Annotated in this window: 24 protein-coding genes; 21 read left to right on the top strand and 3 right to left on the bottom strand. The window is 54.8% G+C overall.

Annotation, left to right across the window (positions count from 1 at the left end; genetic code table 11):
* Positions 1-21 precede the first annotated feature (21 nt).
* From KHA84_RS02300 to moaA, 6 genes are read left to right on the top strand one after another with little or no spacing between them, the layout of a single operon-like run.
* The gene (locus tag KHA84_RS02300; RefSeq protein WP_213421802.1) at positions 22-1,266 is read left to right on the top strand and encodes a molybdopterin molybdotransferase MoeA; all 1,245 of its coding nucleotides are present in this window, start codon (positions 22-24) and stop codon (positions 1,264-1,266) included.
* Positions 1,254-1,778, top strand: a complete 525-nt coding sequence (gene mobB / locus KHA84_RS02295) for a molybdopterin-guanine dinucleotide biosynthesis protein B (protein ID WP_213421800.1) — start codon at positions 1,254-1,256, stop codon at positions 1,776-1,778. Before KHA84_RS02300 ends, mobB begins: the two co-directional genes overlap by 13 nt.
* Positions 1,765-2,205, top strand: coding sequence for a molybdenum cofactor biosynthesis protein MoaE (locus KHA84_RS02290; RefSeq protein ID WP_008300883.1), 441 nt, complete (start codon positions 1,765-1,767; stop codon positions 2,203-2,205). Before mobB ends, KHA84_RS02290 begins: the two co-directional genes overlap by 14 nt.
* Positions 2,202-2,435 (top strand): molybdopterin converting factor subunit 1, encoded by a 234-nt coding sequence (moaD, locus tag KHA84_RS02285; RefSeq protein WP_008300884.1) that lies wholly within the window; start codon positions 2,202-2,204, stop codon positions 2,433-2,435. The genes KHA84_RS02290 and moaD overlap by 4 nt, the downstream gene beginning before the upstream one ends.
* Entirely contained in the window at positions 2,435-2,995 is a 561-nt protein-coding gene (gene mobA, locus KHA84_RS02280; RefSeq protein WP_213421798.1) for a molybdenum cofactor guanylyltransferase, read from the top strand. Before moaD ends, mobA begins: the two co-directional genes overlap by 1 nt.
* 16 nt (positions 2,996-3,011) lie before the next feature.
* Positions 3,012-4,028 (top strand): GTP 3',8-cyclase MoaA, encoded by a 1,017-nt coding sequence (moaA, locus tag KHA84_RS02275; RefSeq protein ID WP_213421796.1) that lies wholly within the window; start codon positions 3,012-3,014, stop codon positions 4,026-4,028.
* A 201-nt stretch (positions 4,029-4,229) separates the two neighbouring features.
* Here moaA and KHA84_RS02270 read toward each other — a convergent pair whose 3' ends face one another.
* The gene (locus tag KHA84_RS02270) at positions 4,230-4,496 is read right to left on the bottom strand and encodes a hypothetical protein (protein WP_236823051.1); all 267 of its coding nucleotides are present in this window, start codon (positions 4,494-4,496) and stop codon (positions 4,230-4,232) included.
* Between the two features lie 50 nt (positions 4,497-4,546).
* Entirely contained in the window at positions 4,547-5,392 is an 846-nt protein-coding gene (locus KHA84_RS02265) for an AAC(3) family N-acetyltransferase (protein ID WP_213421794.1), read from the bottom strand.
* A gap of 90 nt (positions 5,393-5,482) precedes the next feature.
* Here KHA84_RS02265 and KHA84_RS02260 point away from each other — a divergent pair, with 90 nt between their 5' ends.
* The 14 genes from KHA84_RS02260 to KHA84_RS02195 all read left to right on the top strand — a co-directional run bounded on the left by KHA84_RS02260 (position 5,483) and on the right by KHA84_RS02195 (position 14,860).
* Positions 5,483-6,910: an aldehyde dehydrogenase family protein gene (locus KHA84_RS02260; protein WP_213421792.1), complete on the top strand. Its 1,428-nt coding sequence runs from the start codon at positions 5,483-5,485 to the stop codon at positions 6,908-6,910.
* A 28-nt stretch (positions 6,911-6,938) separates the two neighbouring features.
* Positions 6,939-7,112, top strand: coding sequence for a hypothetical protein (locus KHA84_RS02255; RefSeq protein ID WP_185790752.1), 174 nt, complete (start codon positions 6,939-6,941; stop codon positions 7,110-7,112).
* A 256-nt stretch (positions 7,113-7,368) separates the two neighbouring features.
* Positions 7,369-7,767 (top strand): immunity protein YezG family protein, encoded by a 399-nt coding sequence (locus tag KHA84_RS02250; protein WP_213421791.1) that lies wholly within the window; start codon positions 7,369-7,371, stop codon positions 7,765-7,767.
* Between the two features lie 38 nt (positions 7,768-7,805).
* On the top strand, positions 7,806-8,231 hold the full coding sequence (locus tag KHA84_RS02245; RefSeq protein ID WP_213421789.1) for an immunity protein YezG family protein: 426 nt from the start codon (positions 7,806-7,808) through the stop codon (positions 8,229-8,231).
* Entirely contained in the window at positions 8,228-8,641 is a 414-nt protein-coding gene (locus KHA84_RS02240) for an immunity protein YezG family protein (RefSeq protein ID WP_213421786.1), read from the top strand. The genes KHA84_RS02245 and KHA84_RS02240 overlap by 4 nt, the downstream gene beginning before the upstream one ends.
* 31 nt (positions 8,642-8,672) lie before the next feature.
* A complete protein-coding gene (locus KHA84_RS02235) occupies positions 8,673-9,080 on the top strand; it encodes an immunity protein YezG family protein (RefSeq protein WP_213421785.1) in 408 nt (135 codons plus the stop codon).
* A gap of 18 nt (positions 9,081-9,098) precedes the next feature.
* On the top strand, positions 9,099-9,509 hold the full coding sequence (locus KHA84_RS02230) for an immunity protein YezG family protein (RefSeq protein ID WP_213421783.1): 411 nt from the start codon (positions 9,099-9,101) through the stop codon (positions 9,507-9,509).
* A 56-nt stretch (positions 9,510-9,565) separates the two neighbouring features.
* Positions 9,566-9,976: an immunity protein YezG family protein gene (locus KHA84_RS02225; RefSeq protein ID WP_336511071.1), complete on the top strand. Its 411-nt coding sequence runs from the start codon at positions 9,566-9,568 to the stop codon at positions 9,974-9,976.
* A 43-nt stretch (positions 9,977-10,019) separates the two neighbouring features.
* A complete protein-coding gene (locus tag KHA84_RS02220) occupies positions 10,020-10,274 on the top strand; it encodes a hypothetical protein (RefSeq protein ID WP_213421781.1) in 255 nt (84 codons plus the stop codon).
* A 183-nt stretch (positions 10,275-10,457) separates the two neighbouring features.
* A complete protein-coding gene (locus KHA84_RS02215; protein ID WP_213421779.1) occupies positions 10,458-10,871 on the top strand; it encodes an immunity protein YezG family protein in 414 nt (137 codons plus the stop codon).
* A gap of 414 nt (positions 10,872-11,285) precedes the next feature.
* On the top strand, positions 11,286-12,110 hold the full coding sequence (locus KHA84_RS02210) for a M55 family metallopeptidase (protein WP_213421778.1): 825 nt from the start codon (positions 11,286-11,288) through the stop codon (positions 12,108-12,110).
* Positions 12,107-13,030, top strand: coding sequence for a S66 peptidase family protein (locus tag KHA84_RS02205; protein WP_213421777.1), 924 nt, complete (start codon positions 12,107-12,109; stop codon positions 13,028-13,030). The genes KHA84_RS02210 and KHA84_RS02205 overlap by 4 nt, the downstream gene beginning before the upstream one ends.
* A gap of 188 nt (positions 13,031-13,218) precedes the next feature.
* Positions 13,219-13,947 carry a gamma-glutamyl-gamma-aminobutyrate hydrolase family protein gene (locus tag KHA84_RS02200; protein ID WP_213421776.1) on the top strand — a complete coding sequence of 243 codons (729 nt, stop codon included), beginning with the start codon at positions 13,219-13,221 and terminating at the stop codon, positions 13,945-13,947.
* Complete coding sequence (locus KHA84_RS02195) at positions 13,934-14,860, top strand: dipeptidase (protein ID WP_213421775.1); 927 nt, start codon at positions 13,934-13,936, stop codon at positions 14,858-14,860. The genes KHA84_RS02200 and KHA84_RS02195 overlap by 14 nt, the downstream gene beginning before the upstream one ends.
* Positions 14,861-14,959: 99 nt before the next feature.
* Here KHA84_RS02195 and KHA84_RS02190 read toward each other — a convergent pair whose 3' ends face one another.
* Positions 14,960-15,322, bottom strand: coding sequence for a DUF3899 domain-containing protein (locus KHA84_RS02190; protein ID WP_213421774.1), 363 nt, complete (start codon positions 15,320-15,322; stop codon positions 14,960-14,962).
* Between the two features lie 130 nt (positions 15,323-15,452).
* On the opposite strand from KHA84_RS02190, the gene KHA84_RS02185 reads away from it, so the two are divergent.
* Positions 15,453-17,105 carry a peptide ABC transporter substrate-binding protein gene (locus KHA84_RS02185; protein WP_125903685.1) on the top strand — a complete coding sequence of 551 codons (1,653 nt, stop codon included), beginning with the start codon at positions 15,453-15,455 and terminating at the stop codon, positions 17,103-17,105.
* Positions 17,106-17,135 lie beyond the last annotated feature (30 nt).

Raw genomic sequence — 17,135 nt, 5'->3', positions numbered from 1 at the left:
TGCAAACAGGAGGCGGTCATGATGGTGGAAATTCGGAAACCGATACCGGTCGCAGAAGCGGTGGAGCGTGTGCTCGCACACGCCGCACCGACGGGGACGGAGACAGTCCCGCTCGAGGAAAGCGCGGGCAGGATCCTCGCCGAGCCGGTGACCGCCTCCCATCCGGTGCCGCCGTTTAACCGGTCGCCATATGACGGGTTCGCTGTTCGCTCCAAGGACACCGAGGGCGCTTCCGGCAGCAACCGGATCCCATTCTCCGTCATCGATGAAATTCAAGCTGGCAGTGTCTCGAATCAAACACTTGGCGAAAGGCAGGCCGCCCGCATCATGACCGGCGCGCCGCTTCCGGACGGGGCGGATGCCATCGTCATGTTCGAGCAGACGGTGGAGGACGGGGACACCTTCACGATTCGCAAGCCATTTGAACCGCTTGAGAACGTCTCGCTGAAGGGGGAGGACCTGGCGGAAGGCGAGGAAGTTGTCCCCGCCGGAAGCTACATCCATGCAGGGACGGTCGCGGTGCTCGCGACATTCGGCTACGCGCACGTCAAGATCGCCCGGCGCCCGGTTGTAGGGATTCTTGCCACCGGGACTGAACTGGTCGGTGTCGGCGAGCCGCTTGCGCCGGGCAAGATCCGCAACAGCAACGGCCCGATGATCGCGGCACAGCTCCGCCGGATGGGCATCGAATGCCGGACGTACGGTGCACAGGCGGACGATCTGGACGCCGTCATCGGGACGGTCGAACGGGCGCTTACCGAGACGGATGCCCTCATTACGACCGGCGGGGTATCGGTCGGCGACTTCGACTATCTGCCGGCTGTCTATGAACGGATCGGAGCGGAAGTCCTGTTCAACAAAGTCGCGATGCGGCCCGGCAGCGTGACAACGGTCGCTGCGGGCGGCGGCAAGCTGCTGTTTGGCCTGTCAGGCAACCCGTCATCCTGCTTTACCGGCTTCGAGCTGTTCACGCGCCCGGCCCTCCTCAAGATGATGGGTGCGGACAAGCTATTTTTGCCTCATACAAAAGCGGTGCTCGGCGAGGACTTCACGAAGCCGAACCCGTTCACCCGTTTCGTCCGGGCAGTTTATGATGGCAACACGGCATCGCCCGCCGGCTTTAATAAGTCCAACGCGGTATCCTCGATCGCCCGCGGCAATGCGATGATCGTCTTGCCGGGCGGGACGCGGGGATTCAAAAAGGGAGATGAGGTCGACGTCCTTCTGCTCGGCGTTGAGGAAGGCAGCACACAATGGAAACTGTGAGGGTGCTCCAGGTCGCCGGGTTCAAGAACAGCGGAAAGACGACACTGATCCGGACCCTGATCTCGGAAGCCTCGTCCCGAGGACTCCGGACGGCGACGGTCAAGCACCATGGCCACGGCGGCCCGCCGGCACTGCCCGATTCGGAAACAGACAGCATGAAGTTTTTCGGGGACGGGGCGGCAGCTTCCGCCGTGTCGGGAGGCGGGATCATCCAGCTTCATTTAAGACAAGCGGAGACCGGTCCTCTTCCATTGATTCGTCTGGCGGCCGCTGCCCGGCCGGATCTCATCCTCGTCGAGGGGTTCAAGCAGGCGCCGTTCGAAAAAATCGTCCTCGTGCGGAGCGCGGAGGACTGGGAACAGCTAAAAAGCCTTCCGGACATCCGGCTCGCCGTCACGGCGGATGCGGACGCTCTCGGTGCACCGGAAATCATTTCAAGGGAAGACACAGAAGCCATCCGCGGCTGGTTCGGCCGCTGGCTAAAAGGGGGTACAGGCCATGTCCATCTATGAAATCACCGACAAGCCGATCGACCCGCAGCGCTATGCGGACCACGTTCTCCGTCCTGAGGCAGGGGCCGTCGTCACGTTCACCGGCCATGTCCGCGAGTGGACAAAGGGCATCCGGACGCTTTATCTGAGCTATGAGGCGTACGTGCCGATGGCGGAAAAGAAGATGGCCCAGATCGGCGGGGAGATTGAGGAAAAGTGGGAAGGGACCCGCGTCGCAATCGCCCACCGGATCGGCGAACTGGACGTGGGCGAAGTCGCCGTTGTCATCGCCGTTTCCTCACCCCACCGGAAAGCCGCTTATGAAGCCAATGAATATGCGATCGAGCGGATCAAGCAGGACGTGCCGATCTGGAAAAAGGAAATCTGGGAAACGGGCGAGCAGTGGATCGGCGATCAGAACAAAAAACCGGAGGTGCGGAACACATGATCAACCTTCTATATTTCGCGGGCATCCGGGACCTGACGGGTGTCCCGGAAGAAAAGGCCCCGCTTGCCGGCAGGACTGTAGGGGAGCTGCTGGAATGGGCCGAAGAAAAATATCCGGGCATCCGCGGGGGCGGCGCGCGCGTTGCGGTCAATGAGGAGTATGCCCTGGACGGGGACGTCCTCGCTGAAGGCGACACCGCGGCATTTATCCCGCCGGTAAGCGGCGGCTGATGACGACGGGAATCGTTCTGGCAGGCGGCCAGTCCAGGCGGTTCGGCTCTCCGAAGGCCTTTGCCGATTACGAAGGCTGGCTGTTCTGGGAGCGGGCGCATGAAGCGCTCCTTGAAGGCGGCTGCAGTGAAGTCATCGTTTCCGCCCGGCCGGAGCACGCGGAGCGGTTTGGCGGGGCGGACGTTATTACGGACCTTCCGGAGTTTGCCAGTGCCGGTCCGCTTGCCGGTATCTTTTCTGCAATGAAATTGCGGCCAGCGGACGGGTTCGCCGTGATACCGTGCGACATGCCCGGCATCGGCCCGATGGAAGTGCGCAAGCTCATTACGCTGGCCGATCCGGATGCGGACGTGACCGCCGTCCGCACGAAAGACCATCCGATCCCGCTGTTCAGTGTCTGGAGCGGGGCGCTGGCCGGCCGTATTGGAGAAGCACTCGCACGTGGCGAACGCGGCGTCATGCCGTTTCTCGATTCTTTGGAGACAGAATGGATCGACGCGCGGGAACTGAATCCGGACCTGTCCGTATTCCGGAACGTGAATACGCCGAACGAGCAATGAGAAGGAGGAAGCGAACATGACCCGACAGCCTTTGACTGACCGGTTCGGGCGGCCGATCCGTGATCTTCGGATCTCCGTCACCGACCGGTGCAACTTCAGATGTTCCTACTGCATGCCGAAAGAGGTATTCGGGGATGATTACGCCTTCCTCCCGAAGTCGGAACTGCTCACATTCGAGGAAATCCACCGGCTCACCCGCCTGTTTGCGGACGCCGGCGTGAAGAAGATCCGCCTGACCGGCGGTGAGCCGCTGATGCGCCGGGGGCTTCCGGAACTGGTGGAGCGGATCCTCTCCGTCGGCGGTATCGAAGACATCGGCCTCACGACGAATGGGCTGCTCCTCGGCGCGCATGCCCAGCCGCTTTATGATGCGGGCCTGCGCCGGCTGAACATCAGCCTCGATGCCCTGGACCCAGTCATCTCCGGTGAACTGAACGGCCGGGGCGTCGACCCATCGCGTATCCTGAAGCAGATCGACTACGCCAAGGACGTCGGTTTCGAGATCAAGGTGAACATGGTCGTGAAAAAGGACGTCAACGACTCCGAGATCCTGCCGATGACCGCCTATTTCAAAGAGTGCGGCATCACGCTCCGGTTTATTGAATTCATGGATGTCGGCAACGACAACGGCTGGAGCTTCAAAGACGTTGTCACGAAAAAAGAAATCTTCGACAGGCTCAGCGATGTGTACGACCTCGAGCCGGTCGGGCAGGACTATTACGGGGAAGTCGCCAAGCGTTACCGACACAAGGACCACGGCGCGGAAATAGGCTTTATTACCTCGGTGTCGGAATCGTTCTGCTCGACATGCACCCGCGCACGCCTGTCATCCGACGGCAAGCTGATCACCTGCCTGTTCGCGGAAGGCGGATTCGACCTGCGCGGCTTGATCAGGGACGGAGCTACCGATAAAGAACTCATGGCGGCCATCGCGGGCGTCTGGGAAAATCGGGCTGACCGCTATTCCGACGAACGCACCGAACAGACCGCGCGCAACCGGAAGAAAATCGGCATGTCGTATATCGGCGGCTGAAACAGGAGAACAGGGCTGACACACGGAGCGGAATGATCCGCCTCTTGTGTCAGCCCTGTTTTGATGAGCGCTTATGTTAACGTCTCAGTCGAGTATGTCAACGTTTCAATTGACTATGTTAACGTCTCACTCCAGTATGTCAACGTTCCCTGACAGCAGCATCCGCCCAATACAAAAAAGCCGCAACGATGCGGCCATTCGTCAGCTGTTGATGGAGCCTGTCTGCTTGTCATCCTTTGCGGCCTCGTAGTTGCCAGATCCCACACGGCGCTTAATTTCTTCTTCGGACAGGGGCTCAAGCACGGTCTCATCAGTCGGAAGATCAATCGCCCCAGCTTCCATCTCCATATTTTCCAGCCGCGCAAAGCCCGCATTCGTCCGCCGCCCCAGCTCTTCGCGGAGCTTCCGGTCCTCGTACGTCTCTTCCATGAACGGTTCCTTTTTCGCCATATCCATCCCCCACTTCATTCGATTTCCCCTAAGTTTACCCTACTATTCGCTCCCCAAAACTAGAATGGTCACTCGGCCTTTTCCGCCTGCGCGACTTTTTTCTTTTCCCGCCACAGCGCAATCCACTCCACCCCGAAGTCGACCAGCAGGTCCATGTCAATCACGCGGGCATCCGCTTGGCCGATCTTGCAGCGGGTCACCGCTTCCGGACGCTCTCGCTCGAACGCCATTCCAAGCGGCGGGAAGTCATCGGATTCCAGATCCGCCATGTCGTATTCGATCCATTTCCGCTCGCCGCCTACCAGCATGGACGCGCCGTCCCGGTATGTCTCGAGTCCTGGCGCCCGGTATTCAGACAGATGCAGTGCCGTACAGGTGTCGTACCCGGTCCCGACGAGCAGGACCTTCACGCCGGAACCGTACATCTTGCCGAGCGGGGACCTCTCCCCGAAGGAATCTGTCAGCGGATGATCCCGCATCCATTCCGCTGCGTCACGGCCCCAGGCGATGAACGAATGCGCCGGATGCGGGCTTCGGACCGTCTCCGGATGGCGGTGGAGGCACTCGGGGACCTTGCCCATCCCACGCAGATGCGTCAGATGGGGATCATAGGCCGGCAGCGTGCGGCGGATCGGCTCGTGCCATTCTTCCGGGACCGGCGGCATCATCCAGTGCCTCGGGTCTGAGTTGTCAGAGGACTGGGCAGGCATGACGACTGTCCCGTCCGCCGTCACGGTTTCAAGCAGCGCTTCGACAAAGGCCTGCTCGCCGCCGGATACCCAGCCGACCTTTTTCAGCGACGTGTGAACGATGATCCGGTCGCCTTTCCCGATACCTGCATTGGCCAAATGCTCTTTGATCGTCTCTTTTGAAGTGAATTCCCCTGTCCTGAGCACAACATCCAATTCGTTCATCGTTCATTCCCCCGTATTCGTTTTATTCAGAGTACCTGATTTGGTCCCCGCGCGGAACGGGTATAGAATAGTTTTGGGAGGTGTTGGGAAATGGAAACATGGAATCTGTGGATCAACGGGGAATGGAAGGACGCGGCGCGCACGTATGAACTGAAGTCGCCGTACTCCCAGGAAGCGATTGCAACCGTTGCAAAAGCGGATGAAGAAGACGTGAAACAGGCAATTGAAGGTGCCCATGAGGCATTTCTCGAGTTCAGGAAATGGCCGGCCTACGAGCGGGCCGAACTGCTTTACAGGGCGGTCGACCTGATCGAGGCACAGAAGGAAGAACTCGCGCAGCTGCTCGTAAAGGAAGCCGGCAAGCCGATCAAGACGGCGCGCGGCGAGATCGACCGGACGATCGCGACGTACCAGTTCTCGGCGGAAGCGGCCAAGTCGATGTACGGCGAGACGGTGCCGATGGACGCGGCGCCGGGTGTCACGGACCGCATCGGCTGGACAAAGCGGGAGGCGCTCGGGGTCGTCTCGGCAATCACGCCGTTCAACTTCCCGTCGAACCTGGTCGCGCATAAACTCGGGCCGGCATTCGCCGTCGGCAACACGGTCGTCCTGAAGCCGGCCACGCAAACGCCGCTTTCTTCTCTGGTGCTCGCCGAGATCTTCAAGGAAGCGGGCCTGCCGGACGGTGCCCTCCAAATCGTGACGGGGAGCGGCAGCGAGCTGAGCGATCCGCTCATCACGAATGACCTTGTAAAGAAAGTAACGTTCACCGGGAGCGTACCGGTCGGGCTCGACATCAAGTCGAAGGTCGGCCTGAAAAAGCTGACGCTCGAGCTCGGCTCCAACTCCGCACTGATCGTCGAACCGGACGTGCCACTCGAGAAAATCATGCCGCGTGCCGTCACCGGTGCATTCGGCTTTGCCGGACAGGTGTGCATCTCGCTCCAGCGTGTTTACGTGCATGAGGATATCTACGATGAATTCGTGGATCAGTTCGTCGCGGAAACAGAGAAACTCCAGATCGGCGACCCGGCAGAAGAAGCGACCGATGTCGGCTCGATGATCCACCCGGGCGAGGCAGACCGCGCCATGGAATGGATTGAAGAAGCGAAAAAAGCCGGCGCGTCCGTCCGCACCGGCGGCGAGCGCGTCCAGAACGGCATCGCTCCGACCGTCATGACCGACGTCACGCCGGACATGAACGTCGTCTGCATGGAAGTGTTCGCCCCGATCGTCACCATCATGAAATACTCGGACCTCGACGAAGCAATCGACCTCGTCAACGACTCTCAGTACGGCCTGAACGCGGGTATTTACACGCGCGACATCGAATCCGCGATGAAAGCCGCCGACGAAATCGAGGCAGGCGCAGTCATCATCAATGACATCCCGACATTCCGGGTCGACAACATGCCGTACGGCGGCGTCAAGATGAGCGGCTACGGCCGCGAAGGCGTCAAATACGCCATCGACGGCATGACCGAGCTGAAGTTCATTACGGTGAAGACGACGTTCTGAGTGATTTCATAAAAGGCAGTGAGCAATTATGAAATTGGATAAGCTTGATTGGTTTCTATTGCTGTTGGTCGTCATTGTTTCAGCAACTGTTTATAGTGCCTATAGCGGAGAACTGTCAAACGGCTACCTGGTGTTGCTGATCTTGTTTGCCGGTCTGATGATGGGTGTTTTGAAAAGAGTGCTGTTCAGATCGAAACAATGAGCGTTTTATTCAACCGGTTATCGCTCGTGTAGCCACGGTAAAGACTCAGGCATCCAGGGTAATCATTCGAATCCAGGATGCAATAACCCATATAACAGAAGCCGGAGAGGACACCCCTTTTCCGGCTTTTTGGTGCTTTCCGTCCAATCCGCCCGGGGCTTTCTTCCTCTTTTCTTCCAACTTAGGAAACCCCGCCGCACCCTCCGCCGTATCCCGTAGAATAGAGGTATGGCGCAATCGAAATGGGGATTGAGTTATGGAGACTATCTATCAGAAAATTGCTGATCAAATTCAAAAGATGATTCCCGAGAAGTGGAGTTCAGCATATTTGTACGCGGAAAAATGGGCCGATTACGACACGGTATACTTTTATTATTATCCTGAAAACGATATTAAAGCCCTTTTGCATTATGAGATTACTGAGCGATTCCAAGTGGATTCCACCGAGTTTGAACATCTGGAAGATAAGCTGAGAGACGCAATTCTCCTGTTATATGAAAAACTGGTGAGTCAAGAAGAAGAACCGTGGACCTGCATGACATTCATACTTAAGAGTACTGGTGAATTTCAAATTGAATATGGCTATCAGGATCAATCACTGCTGGGACCAGTTGAAAAGAGGGGACTTTGGAAAGAAAGGCACTCAATCCATTAAGAACAAGGCTTTGTTGCATGACGGAGGGGATAAAAACGTTGGACACAGAAAAAAAGGAAAAACTATACGCTGAGATTACGCATACTGTTCTTGATATGATTCCTGAAGAGTGGGATTGGGTGAGGCTGTACGCCGAGTATTGGGATGGGTACTATAAGTGCTATTTCTATTACTCTCCTGCGGGCAGCGGCGAACACATATACAGTCTCGATATCCCCGATGAATATGAGGTTAGCCAGGAAACATTTGATCAGTTGGATGAGCAATTATATGACTACGTCAAAGCTCTATGGAAGGAATTCGAAAACCAGGATGAAGAACCTTGGACGAAGCTGACATTGTCGTTACAAAGCGATGGGAAAATGAAGATCGACTATGATTACAGTGACCTGTCAGACCTTAACCCTCTAGAAAAACGAAAACGCTGGGAGTCCGATTATCTTCATGGGGGAAGGGACAAGTGACCGCAGAACAAATTGATAAGCACTATGAAGAAATCGCGCACCAGATCAATTGCATGATCCCCGAGGAATGGACCACTGTGAAGCTCTATGCTGAAAGTTGGCCAGGCTACTCTACCGTTTACTTCTACTACGACCCGGTAAGTAACACTCAGCCGATTCTAAACTTAGATATTCCGGACCTTTTTTCTGTGGATCCGGATGATACTATTCTGCAGAAGCGTCAGCTGAGAAGGACGGTCCTGGCTCTTCAACAGCTGTTCAGCGAACAGGAAATGGAAACATGGACGAACTTCACGTTGATCTTAAATCATGACGGCGCGTTCCAGGCCGAATACGGATATGAGGACTTAACAGAGCTGGATCCGGGGGAGAAGCGAGAGGCTTGGAAAGTAAAATACGGGATTAAATAAAACGATGATGCTGCTTCTCTAAGGAGGAGAAATGAAAGAAATTTACCAAGAAATCGCAGAGTTAATTGATGAAACGATACCGGAAGAATGGAAGAACGTAAAACTCTATGTAGAAGGATGGGAAGGATACTCCACAGCCTATTTTTACTATTACCCTGAAAGCAGTGAAAAACCAATATTGAGTTATACCATTCCAGAACGTTTTGCTATCGATAAAATGGAATTTCATCAGCAGGAACGCAAGATTAGACGTACTGCCTTGTCCCTACAGAAAGCATTCGAGTCGGATGGACAAGAGCCTTGGACGAATCTTACTTTTATTCTCAACCGTGATGGAACATTCCATGTCGGCTACGGATATGAAGATTTGACGGAAGCAGACCCCGGGGAGCAGCGCGAAGCATGGAAAGCCAAGTACGGGATTGAAACGACAAACTGATATGAAGGAAGAGACCAAATGACGGATGAAAAGTTGAATGTCTTTTATCAACAGATTGCGGATGCCGTCATCGAGATGGTTCCCGAGAAATGGTCACTGGTAAAACTCTACGCAGAAATGTGGGATGATTTTTCAACCATCTATTTCTACTACTTCCCAGACAATGGGGCAGAGCCTGTAATCAGCCTCAGCATTCCCCGGCTGTTTGAGGTTGACCGCGATGAATATACACGACTTAAACGCAGGCTGCGAAAACAGATTGAACAATTGCAGGATGTGTTTATGGCCAACGGTCAGGAGTTGTGGACGAACATTACCTTCATCCTGCATTCAGACGGCGAGTTCACGATTGACTACAGTTACGAAGACCTATCCGATTTGGATCCGGTCGAGAAGCGCGAGCGTTGGGAAGCCAGGCATATTCAGTGACAAAGGTGGGGTTGCATAACTTCGGTTAAACCCATTCATGAAAGGGATGATTCGCGATAAATGACCGGATAGCAAACTTCTATCAGGAAATTGCTGAAACCTTGAATGATCTCATTCCTGAGAAGTGGGTGAACGTCCATCTTTACGCTGAAGGCTGGGAGGGTTATTCCACGGAGTATTTTTATTACAAACCCGCGACCGGGGAAACGCCTGTCCTGAGTTACGACATTCCGGAACGATTCACTTTGGATGAAGAAGATTTTGAGGACAAGGAAGACAAGCTGAGAAAACTCGCACTTTCCCTTCAACAAATGTTTATAGAGCAGGGGCAAGAGCCATGGTCGAATATGACATTCATTCTTGAACGCAACGGGAAATTTCATATCGAATATGGCTATGAGGGTATGTCTGAAGTCGATCCCGGAGAGCAACGCGAAGCGTGGAAGGCCAAGTATGGGATTGAGTAAAGTTGGATTCATCATAGATGTTCACCAGGAGAGACGGACTAAGATGAAAAAGCAGATGGAGATCGTTAATCGAAGAATCCAACATTCCGGACGGCTTCCTGAGCCGCCAGCATTCGGTTTGTTGATCGATAAGTTTATAAAATGGGCTAGTGAAAAGACCAGGAATCAAGCTTTTATAAACGATTATATTGATTTAATGAAGATCAATAATGGATTGCAGTACAACGGATCTACAACATCAATCAGGATGATCAGAACAACAGCGTTTACGCTGCCAACAGAATCTGGTGGAAACTAGAATGGAACCGCAGATACATCTTCTTGGCCGACTCCAGTATCTCTGGTATTGTTTTGACCTGACCGACAATAAGTTTTACGAACTGGATAAACCCAGTGGAGATCAGATTCAGGAATTCAGTTGTCTTGATGATCTCATCACCAACTCGATTAGTGATGTCTTATAAATGATGGAGTGAGATCGATGCCAGACCAAAAGGAAAAGGAAATCTTTCAAGAGATCGCACATGGTTTACATGACCTCATACCAGAAGAGTGGAGCAAAGTATTCCTATACGTCGAAGGCTGGGAAGACTTTTCTACCGCATACTTCTATTACTATCCGACTGATGGAAGAGCGCCGGTTCTGAGCCATCACATCCCCAATCACTTTGATGTGGACGAAGAAGAATTTGACGACCGCGAGAGTGAACTGGCAGAACAGGTTCTTTCCCTGCAAGGTGTTTTTAAAGATCAGGGACTGCAGCCTTGGACAAGCCTCACCTTCATTCTTGAATGCAACGGCCAATTTCATGTGGAGTACGGCTACGAAGATCTCAGAGATGTGGATATGGTGGAGCAGCGTGAGGCATGGAAGGCCAGTTATGGGATTGAGTAAGTGACGACATGAATGAGCCGTCTTATATTGGTCAATCATTTCTTTTTCCGAGGAAAAAAACCTATTAAAAGTAAAGTTGCATAAAGGAAGACTATAATCGAGCTGATGCGAGGGAAGTTGCCGACACTCAGTTGTTGATAGATTTCTATAATCGAGTAAGGCAATACAATTGCTAATAAGGCTACAATAAACAAGGACTTTACTCTTTCTTTATTGGATCTCATGGATGTGACCTCCTGGAGAACGGTGTAAATAAACACAAATATACCATATACATCAAAGTGAGCGGATGCCCTTCTGGCTTCCGTTTTTCAACTTTTGCAGGAAGTCGCATTGTCCAGATTGTTTCGTTCTGCTAAAGTGAAATCGTATTTAGAAAAAGTAAACAGTTCTGAAAAGAAGGAAGGCGAACCGATGAATATTTATCTTTCGGTCGACATGGAAGGGATCACGGGTATCCCGGATTACACGTTCGTCGATTCATCCCAGCATAACTATGAGATCGGGCGGAGCCTCATGACGGGCGATGCTAACGCCGTTATCGAGGGGGCGCTGGCCGGCGGGGCTGGGCATGTGCTCGTGAACGACAGCCACTCGAAGATGAACAATCTGCTGCCTGAGAAGCTGCATCCGGAAGCGGAATTGATCAACGGCGGCGTAAAGCTGTACTCGATGGTGGAAGGCCTCGACAGCACGTATGACGGCGCCATCTTCACGGGTTATCACTCCCGAGCTGGACAGCCGGGTGTCATGAGCCACTCGATGATTCATGCGGTCCGCAATATGTGGATCAATGAGCAGGAGATCGGGGAGATCGGCTTCAATACGTACATCGCGGGCTATCACGGCGTGCCGGTCATCATGGTGGCAGGCGACGACGGGGCCTGCCGCGAGGCGGAGGAACTGATTCCGGGCGTGGTGACGGCGGCAGTGAAGAAGTCGCTGACGCGTTCCGCTGTCAGGTCCCTCTCCCCACAGAAGGCGCATGAACTGCTGAAGGAAAAGGCGGCGGAAGCAATCGCGAACCGCAACAACGTCAAGCCGCTGACGCCTCCTGACAACCCGGTGCTCCGCATCGAGTTCACGAACTACGGCCAGGCCGAATGGGCGGCGTTCATGCCGGGCTGCGAAATCGAACCGGGATCGACGGTCGTCCGGTTCGAGGCGAAAGACATCCTGGAAGCGTACAGCGCGATGCTCGTCATGATCGAGCTTGCGCTGCAGACAACCTACCGATGACGGAACTGATCCGTCCGGAGCGGCTCAAGCGGGGCGACACCGTCGGCATCATCGCCCCGTCCAGCCCGCCCAAAACCGAACAGCTGACCCGTTCGCTCGCCTTCCTGGAGTCACTTGGCCTGAACTGGAAGATCGGAAAGGCTGTCGGAAAAAAGGAGCGTTATCTCGGGGGAACCGACCAGGAGCGCCTGGACGACCTGCACGCGATGTTCAGGGACCCGGAAGTCAAAGGCATCATCTGCGCAAGAGGGGGCTACGGCTCCGCGCGATATCTTGAGAAGATTGATTACCAGATGATCAAGGAAAACCCGAAGATATTCTGGGGATACAGCGACATCACCGCGCTCCACCAGGCCATCCATATGTATTCCGATCTGGTGACGTTCCATGGGCCGATGCTCGAGTCGGACGTCGCCAAGGATGACTTCGATCGGCTGTCGGCCAAACTGTTTGCCCAGCTGTTCCAGCCGCTCGAGCTGCACTACGACGAATCGGTCTCGCCGCTCACCTCGTATTCCGGCGGAAGCGCACGCGGACAACTGATCGGCGGCAACCTGTCACTAATCGCTTCCAGCATCGGCACGAAGTTCGTGCCGTCGTTTGACGGGAAACTGCTTCTCATCGAGGATACCGACGAGGAACCGTACCGGGTCGACAGCATGCTGACGCAGCTCAGGCAGTCGGGTGTGCTGGAGCGGGTGGCCGGCATCGTCATCGGCGACTTTAAATATCCTAAGAATCATAAGGACCACTTCTTTTATGAAGAGGTATTTGAGGACTTTTTCCGGGGGATCGGCAAGCCGGTCGTATCCGGCTTCCGGATCGGCCACTGCCAGCCGCATTTCGCGGTTCCGCTTGGCGCCGAGGCCTACCTGGACGCAGAAGCAAAGTCGCTCACCATCCTGCCGGGCGTGGAGTAAGGCAGCAAATGCTGCTCGGGCCTTAAAGCATCGGCAGGACCGTTTGAAAGCACTCAGCACCGGATCCGAAGCACTCGCTTGGTTGTTGGAAGCACTCGCGCAACCTTTCGAAGCACTCTTCCGACTGCTCAAGATGTATCAGGCTAATATTAGAATCAATCAAGCTTAATATAAGGGGGAAATTCATCGTGAAACCGCTTATCGGCATTACAACCCATGTGGAGCTCGACTATAAGCACGTCCTGAACCACGACTACATCACCGCTGTCCAGCGGGCAGGCGGCATTCCGCTGCTTATTCCGATCGACACGGAAAACGATGCGGGCCGGATTTTGGACGCGCTCGACGGGCTCGTCGTCTCCGGAGGCGGGGACATCGACCCGACGCTGTTCGGCGAGGAGCCACACCCGAAGCTTGGAGAGATTTCGCCTGGCCGGGACGCATCGGAGCTGGCGCTCATCAAGGGGGCCCTGGAGCGAGACATGCCGCTTCTCACCATCTGCCGCGGCCTGCAAATCATGGTTATCGCCGAGGGCGGAGATATGTATCAGGACATCTACTCTCAGATCGACCGGCAGCTGCTCCAGCACAGTCAGCGTGCCAACCGGGTTCATCTGTCCCACTTTGTTGAGACGGCGGAGGGAAGCATCCTGCGGGAGGCCGCGCAGGCAGAGAAGTTCCGCGTGAACTCCTACCACCACCAGGCGGTCCGCGATGTGAAGGCGCCGTTCGCCGTATCGGGCATCGCGTCCGATGGCGTGATTGAAGCGGTCGAGAGTACGGAGCACCGGTTTGCGGTCGGCGTCCAGTGGCATCCGGAAGCACTCGCCGCGGCAGGGGACGGCCCGTCTCTCCGCCTGTTCGAACGGTTTATCGAAACGGCAAAGGAAGGAGCGGGTACTCTTGCAAATCATTGACCTGCACTGTGATGCATTATTAAAACTGTATGAAGCAGACGGGAAGATCCGGTTTGCCGATGCGCCGGAACTGGACACGAACCGGGAACGCCTACGCAAGGGCGAGGTGAAGATCCAGGCTTTTGCCATCTTTATCTGGCCGGACATGAAGGCGGAGGAGAAATTCCAGGCGGCCCTTGACCAGGTGCACTGGTTCTACACGGATGTCCTCGGCAACAACCCGGACATGAAGCTGATTCGGAACTGGTCTGACATTGATTCATTAAATGAAGGCGAGACCGGCGCGCTCCTTACGCTCGAAGGGGTGGACGCAATCGGCAACGATCTGAAGAAGCTCTCGATCCTCCACCAACTCGGTGTCCGCTCGGTCGGACTTACATGGAACAATGCGAACCTGGCAGCAGACGGCGCCGGTGAACCGCGCGGGGCCGGCCTGACGACGTTCGGCCGGGAAATCGTCCGGTTCAACAACGAGCACCAGATCCTGACCGACGTGTCGCACCTGTGCGAGAAGGCGTTCTGGGACGTGATCGAGACGGCGGATTACCCGATCGCGAGCCATTCGAACGCCCGGGCGGTCCGCGACCATGTCCGGAACCTTTACGACGGCCAGGCCAAAGCACTGTTTGATAAGGGCGGCATGATCCATGTGGTCTACTGCCCGGCATTCATTAAGGAAGGCGGCAGTGTCACCATTGATGATCTGATCCGCCACATCGATCATTTCTGCGGCCTCGGCGGCGAGAAGTTCATCGGGCTCGGCTCTGACTTTGACGGCATTGCCGACAAAGTGGAAAACCTGTCCGACGCCTCGATGCAGCAGAACCTGATCAACGAACTGTTGAAACGTTATTCGGAAGACCAGGTCAAAGGCTTCGCTTACCGGAACTTCCTCGAAAACCGCCCAAAATGATAAAAAGACAAGGAACCGCTGTTGCGGAACCTTGTCTTTTTACAATTGTCGACGCCAACCGACATATTTCCCGGGAAATAGACGCGGAAACCAACATGCTTAATCTATTGCAAGGATAGAAGCGAGGATGCTCACGGTAAACAAATACAGTCCGAACAGAAGCACCGGACGGTAAGGGAGAGGGGCTTTCCTGAACTCAGGTTCTTTATTCCTGCCTTCTGTTTCCTTGATGTAGCTTTCTTTCCTGTTCAGCGAGCGGAAGAACTTTCTCCAGTTTCTTGTGAAAGTCTCTGTGACATCATGCCTGGCAATGTAAAGAATGCCGCCCGCCAGCATAATCAGAATGCTTGTCCAAAATAGCAGATCTGCGGCCCGGATGGGATCCGGGGTGCGTGTCATCCACGACCAACCGACAAACATCGGGGGGATGACGAAAATAACCGGCACATAACGTCGATTCATGTCTGCCCTTCTTTCATGCTTAAAATTAGGAACGATTTAAACTATCTAAATTGTGAAAAAAGATATTGCTATATATCCGTAGTATACGTAAAATAGAATTACATTTCGATAGAGACGAGGGGGAAATGGCATGAATAAAAAGTGGGTATCTCGCTTCATGGCTCCGGCCGCAGCGGCATTGATCCTTGCGGGCTGCAACTTCAGCGGCTCCGGTGATGAGGCATCCGGCGATGCGGAAGGCGGAAGCGCCGAAGGGGACGGCAGCTCCGCACAGGTGATCACCTTGAGCGAAGGATCGGACATCCCGACAATGGACTCCACGAAGGCGCACGACTCGATCGCCTTCAACGTCCTGAACAACATCAACGAGGGGCTCTACCGCCAGAATGAGTCAAACGATGTGGAACTGGCAATGGCCGAAAAGCACGATAAAAACGAAGATGAAACCGTTCACACGTTCACGTTGCGCGAACAGAACTGGAGCAACGGCGAGCCTGTGACGGCCCAGGATTTCGAATATGCCTGGAAGCGCGTCATGCGTGAAGCCGGCCCGTACAACTACATGCTCGTAACGGCAGGCATCAAAAACGCCGAAGCAATCATGAACGAAGAAAAGGATGCCGATGAACTCGGCGTCAAGGCAATTGACGAAAAGACTCTTGAAGTCACACTCGAAGCGCCGAACCCGCTGTTCGAGACACTGCTCGCATTCGCGACCTTCCTGCCTCAGAACCAGGCATTCGTCGAAGAGCAGGGCGATCAGTACGCGCTTGAAGCTGAAAACGTTCTCGCAAACGGCCCATTCGTATTCTCCGAATGGCAGCAGGAGCAGGGCTGGACACTTGAAAAGAACGAAGATTACTGGGATGCCGAAAACGTCAAGCTCGACAAAGCCGAGTTTGTCGTCGTCAAAGACCCACAGTCCGGTGCCAACCTATATGAAACCGAGAAAGTCGACCGCGTGAAGCTTACGTCTTCCCTCGTCGACCAGTACAAGGATAATGAAGGATTCACGAACGAGAAAGCGTCCGGCATCGTGTTCCTGCGCTTTAACCACAACCACGAAGTGCTGAGCAATGCGAACATCCGCCGCGCAGTCAACATGGCGATCGACCGTGACGGCCTGACCGATGTCATCCTCAAAGACGGCTCCACGCCGCTTTACGGCGTTGTGCCAGAAGGCTTCTACACATCTCCTGAAGGTGCGGACTACCGCGAACTGAACGGCGACATCAACAAAGGCACCGCTGAAGAAGCGAAGGAATTCTGGGAAAAAGGCCTTGAAGAAACAGGCGTCGACAGCCTGACCGTTTCCCTGAACATTGCTGACACCGATGAAATGAAGAAAGTAGGCGAATACCTGCAGGCACAGCTGGAGGACAACCTGCCAGGGTTCAAGCTTGAGCTGAAGGCGGTTCCGTTCGCCCAGCGCCTCGAAATCGAGAAGGCAATCGAGTATGATCTCTCACTTTCGACCTGGGGTCCTGACTACGCCGACCCGATGACTTACCTTGATATGTGGGTGGACGGCAGCTCGGCAAACCGGATGGACTACAGCAATCCGAAGCTGGATGAGCTTGTAGCCGAAGCACGCACGGACACGGACCTCAGCAACCGCTACAAGACCCTCCTCGAAATCGAGAAGGTCCTTCTTGAAGAAGATGCCGCGGTCGCACCGCTTTACCAGCGGGGCAATACGTACCTGACTCGCCCGAGCATCGAGAATCTCGTCATCCACCCGGCTGGCGCGGACCTCTCGCTCAAGTGGGCATCGGTCAAGTAATCCTTTTATAGCAGCAGACAAGCGGGGAGC

Source organism: Bhargavaea massiliensis (assembly GCF_018390575.1).
GTDB classification, from domain to species: Bacteria; Bacillota; Bacilli; order Bacillales_A; family Planococcaceae; genus Bhargavaea; species Bhargavaea massiliensis.
The sequence above is the reverse complement of the archived record's forward strand: the minus strand, read 5'-3'. Positions and strand labels throughout refer to the sequence as shown.

Bases quoted from the DNA above. Each gene is read 5' to 3' on its own strand.
- KHA84_RS02300 (WP_213421802.1), top strand. From the start codon at position 22: ATGGTGGAAATTCGGAAACCGATACCGGTCGCAGAAGCGGTGGAGCGT.
- mobB (WP_213421800.1), top strand. From the start codon at position 1,254: ATGGAAACTGTGAGGGTGCTCCAGGTCGCCGGGTTCAAGAACAGCGGA.
- KHA84_RS02290 (WP_008300883.1), top strand. From the start codon at position 1,765: ATGTCCATCTATGAAATCACCGACAAGCCGATCGACCCGCAGCGCTAT.
- moaD (WP_008300884.1), top strand. From the start codon at position 2,202: ATGATCAACCTTCTATATTTCGCGGGCATCCGGGACCTGACGGGTGTC.
- mobA (WP_213421798.1), top strand. From the start codon at position 2,435: ATGACGACGGGAATCGTTCTGGCAGGCGGCCAGTCCAGGCGGTTCGGC.
- moaA (WP_213421796.1), top strand. From the start codon at position 3,012: ATGACCCGACAGCCTTTGACTGACCGGTTCGGGCGGCCGATCCGTGAT.
- KHA84_RS02270 (WP_236823051.1), bottom strand. From the start codon at position 4,496: ATGAAGTGGGGGATGGATATGGCGAAAAAGGAACCGTTCATGGAAGAG.
- KHA84_RS02265 (WP_213421794.1), bottom strand. From the start codon at position 5,392: ATGAACGAATTGGATGTTGTGCTCAGGACAGGGGAATTCACTTCAAAA.
- KHA84_RS02260 (WP_213421792.1), top strand. From the start codon at position 5,483: ATGGAAACATGGAATCTGTGGATCAACGGGGAATGGAAGGACGCGGCG.
- KHA84_RS02255 (WP_185790752.1), top strand. From the start codon at position 6,939: ATGAAATTGGATAAGCTTGATTGGTTTCTATTGCTGTTGGTCGTCATT.
- KHA84_RS02250 (WP_213421791.1), top strand. From the start codon at position 7,369: ATGGAGACTATCTATCAGAAAATTGCTGATCAAATTCAAAAGATGATT.
- KHA84_RS02235 (WP_213421785.1), top strand. From the start codon at position 8,673: ATGAAAGAAATTTACCAAGAAATCGCAGAGTTAATTGATGAAACGATA.
- KHA84_RS02230 (WP_213421783.1), top strand. From the start codon at position 9,099: ATGACGGATGAAAAGTTGAATGTCTTTTATCAACAGATTGCGGATGCC.
- KHA84_RS02220 (WP_213421781.1), top strand. From the start codon at position 10,020: ATGAAAAAGCAGATGGAGATCGTTAATCGAAGAATCCAACATTCCGGA.
- KHA84_RS02215 (WP_213421779.1), top strand. From the start codon at position 10,458: ATGCCAGACCAAAAGGAAAAGGAAATCTTTCAAGAGATCGCACATGGT.
- KHA84_RS02210 (WP_213421778.1), top strand. From the start codon at position 11,286: ATGAATATTTATCTTTCGGTCGACATGGAAGGGATCACGGGTATCCCG.
- KHA84_RS02205 (WP_213421777.1), top strand. From the start codon at position 12,107: ATGACGGAACTGATCCGTCCGGAGCGGCTCAAGCGGGGCGACACCGTC.
- KHA84_RS02190 (WP_213421774.1), bottom strand. From the start codon at position 15,322: ATGAATCGACGTTATGTGCCGGTTATTTTCGTCATCCCCCCGATGTTT.
- KHA84_RS02185 (WP_125903685.1), top strand. From the start codon at position 15,453: ATGAATAAAAAGTGGGTATCTCGCTTCATGGCTCCGGCCGCAGCGGCA.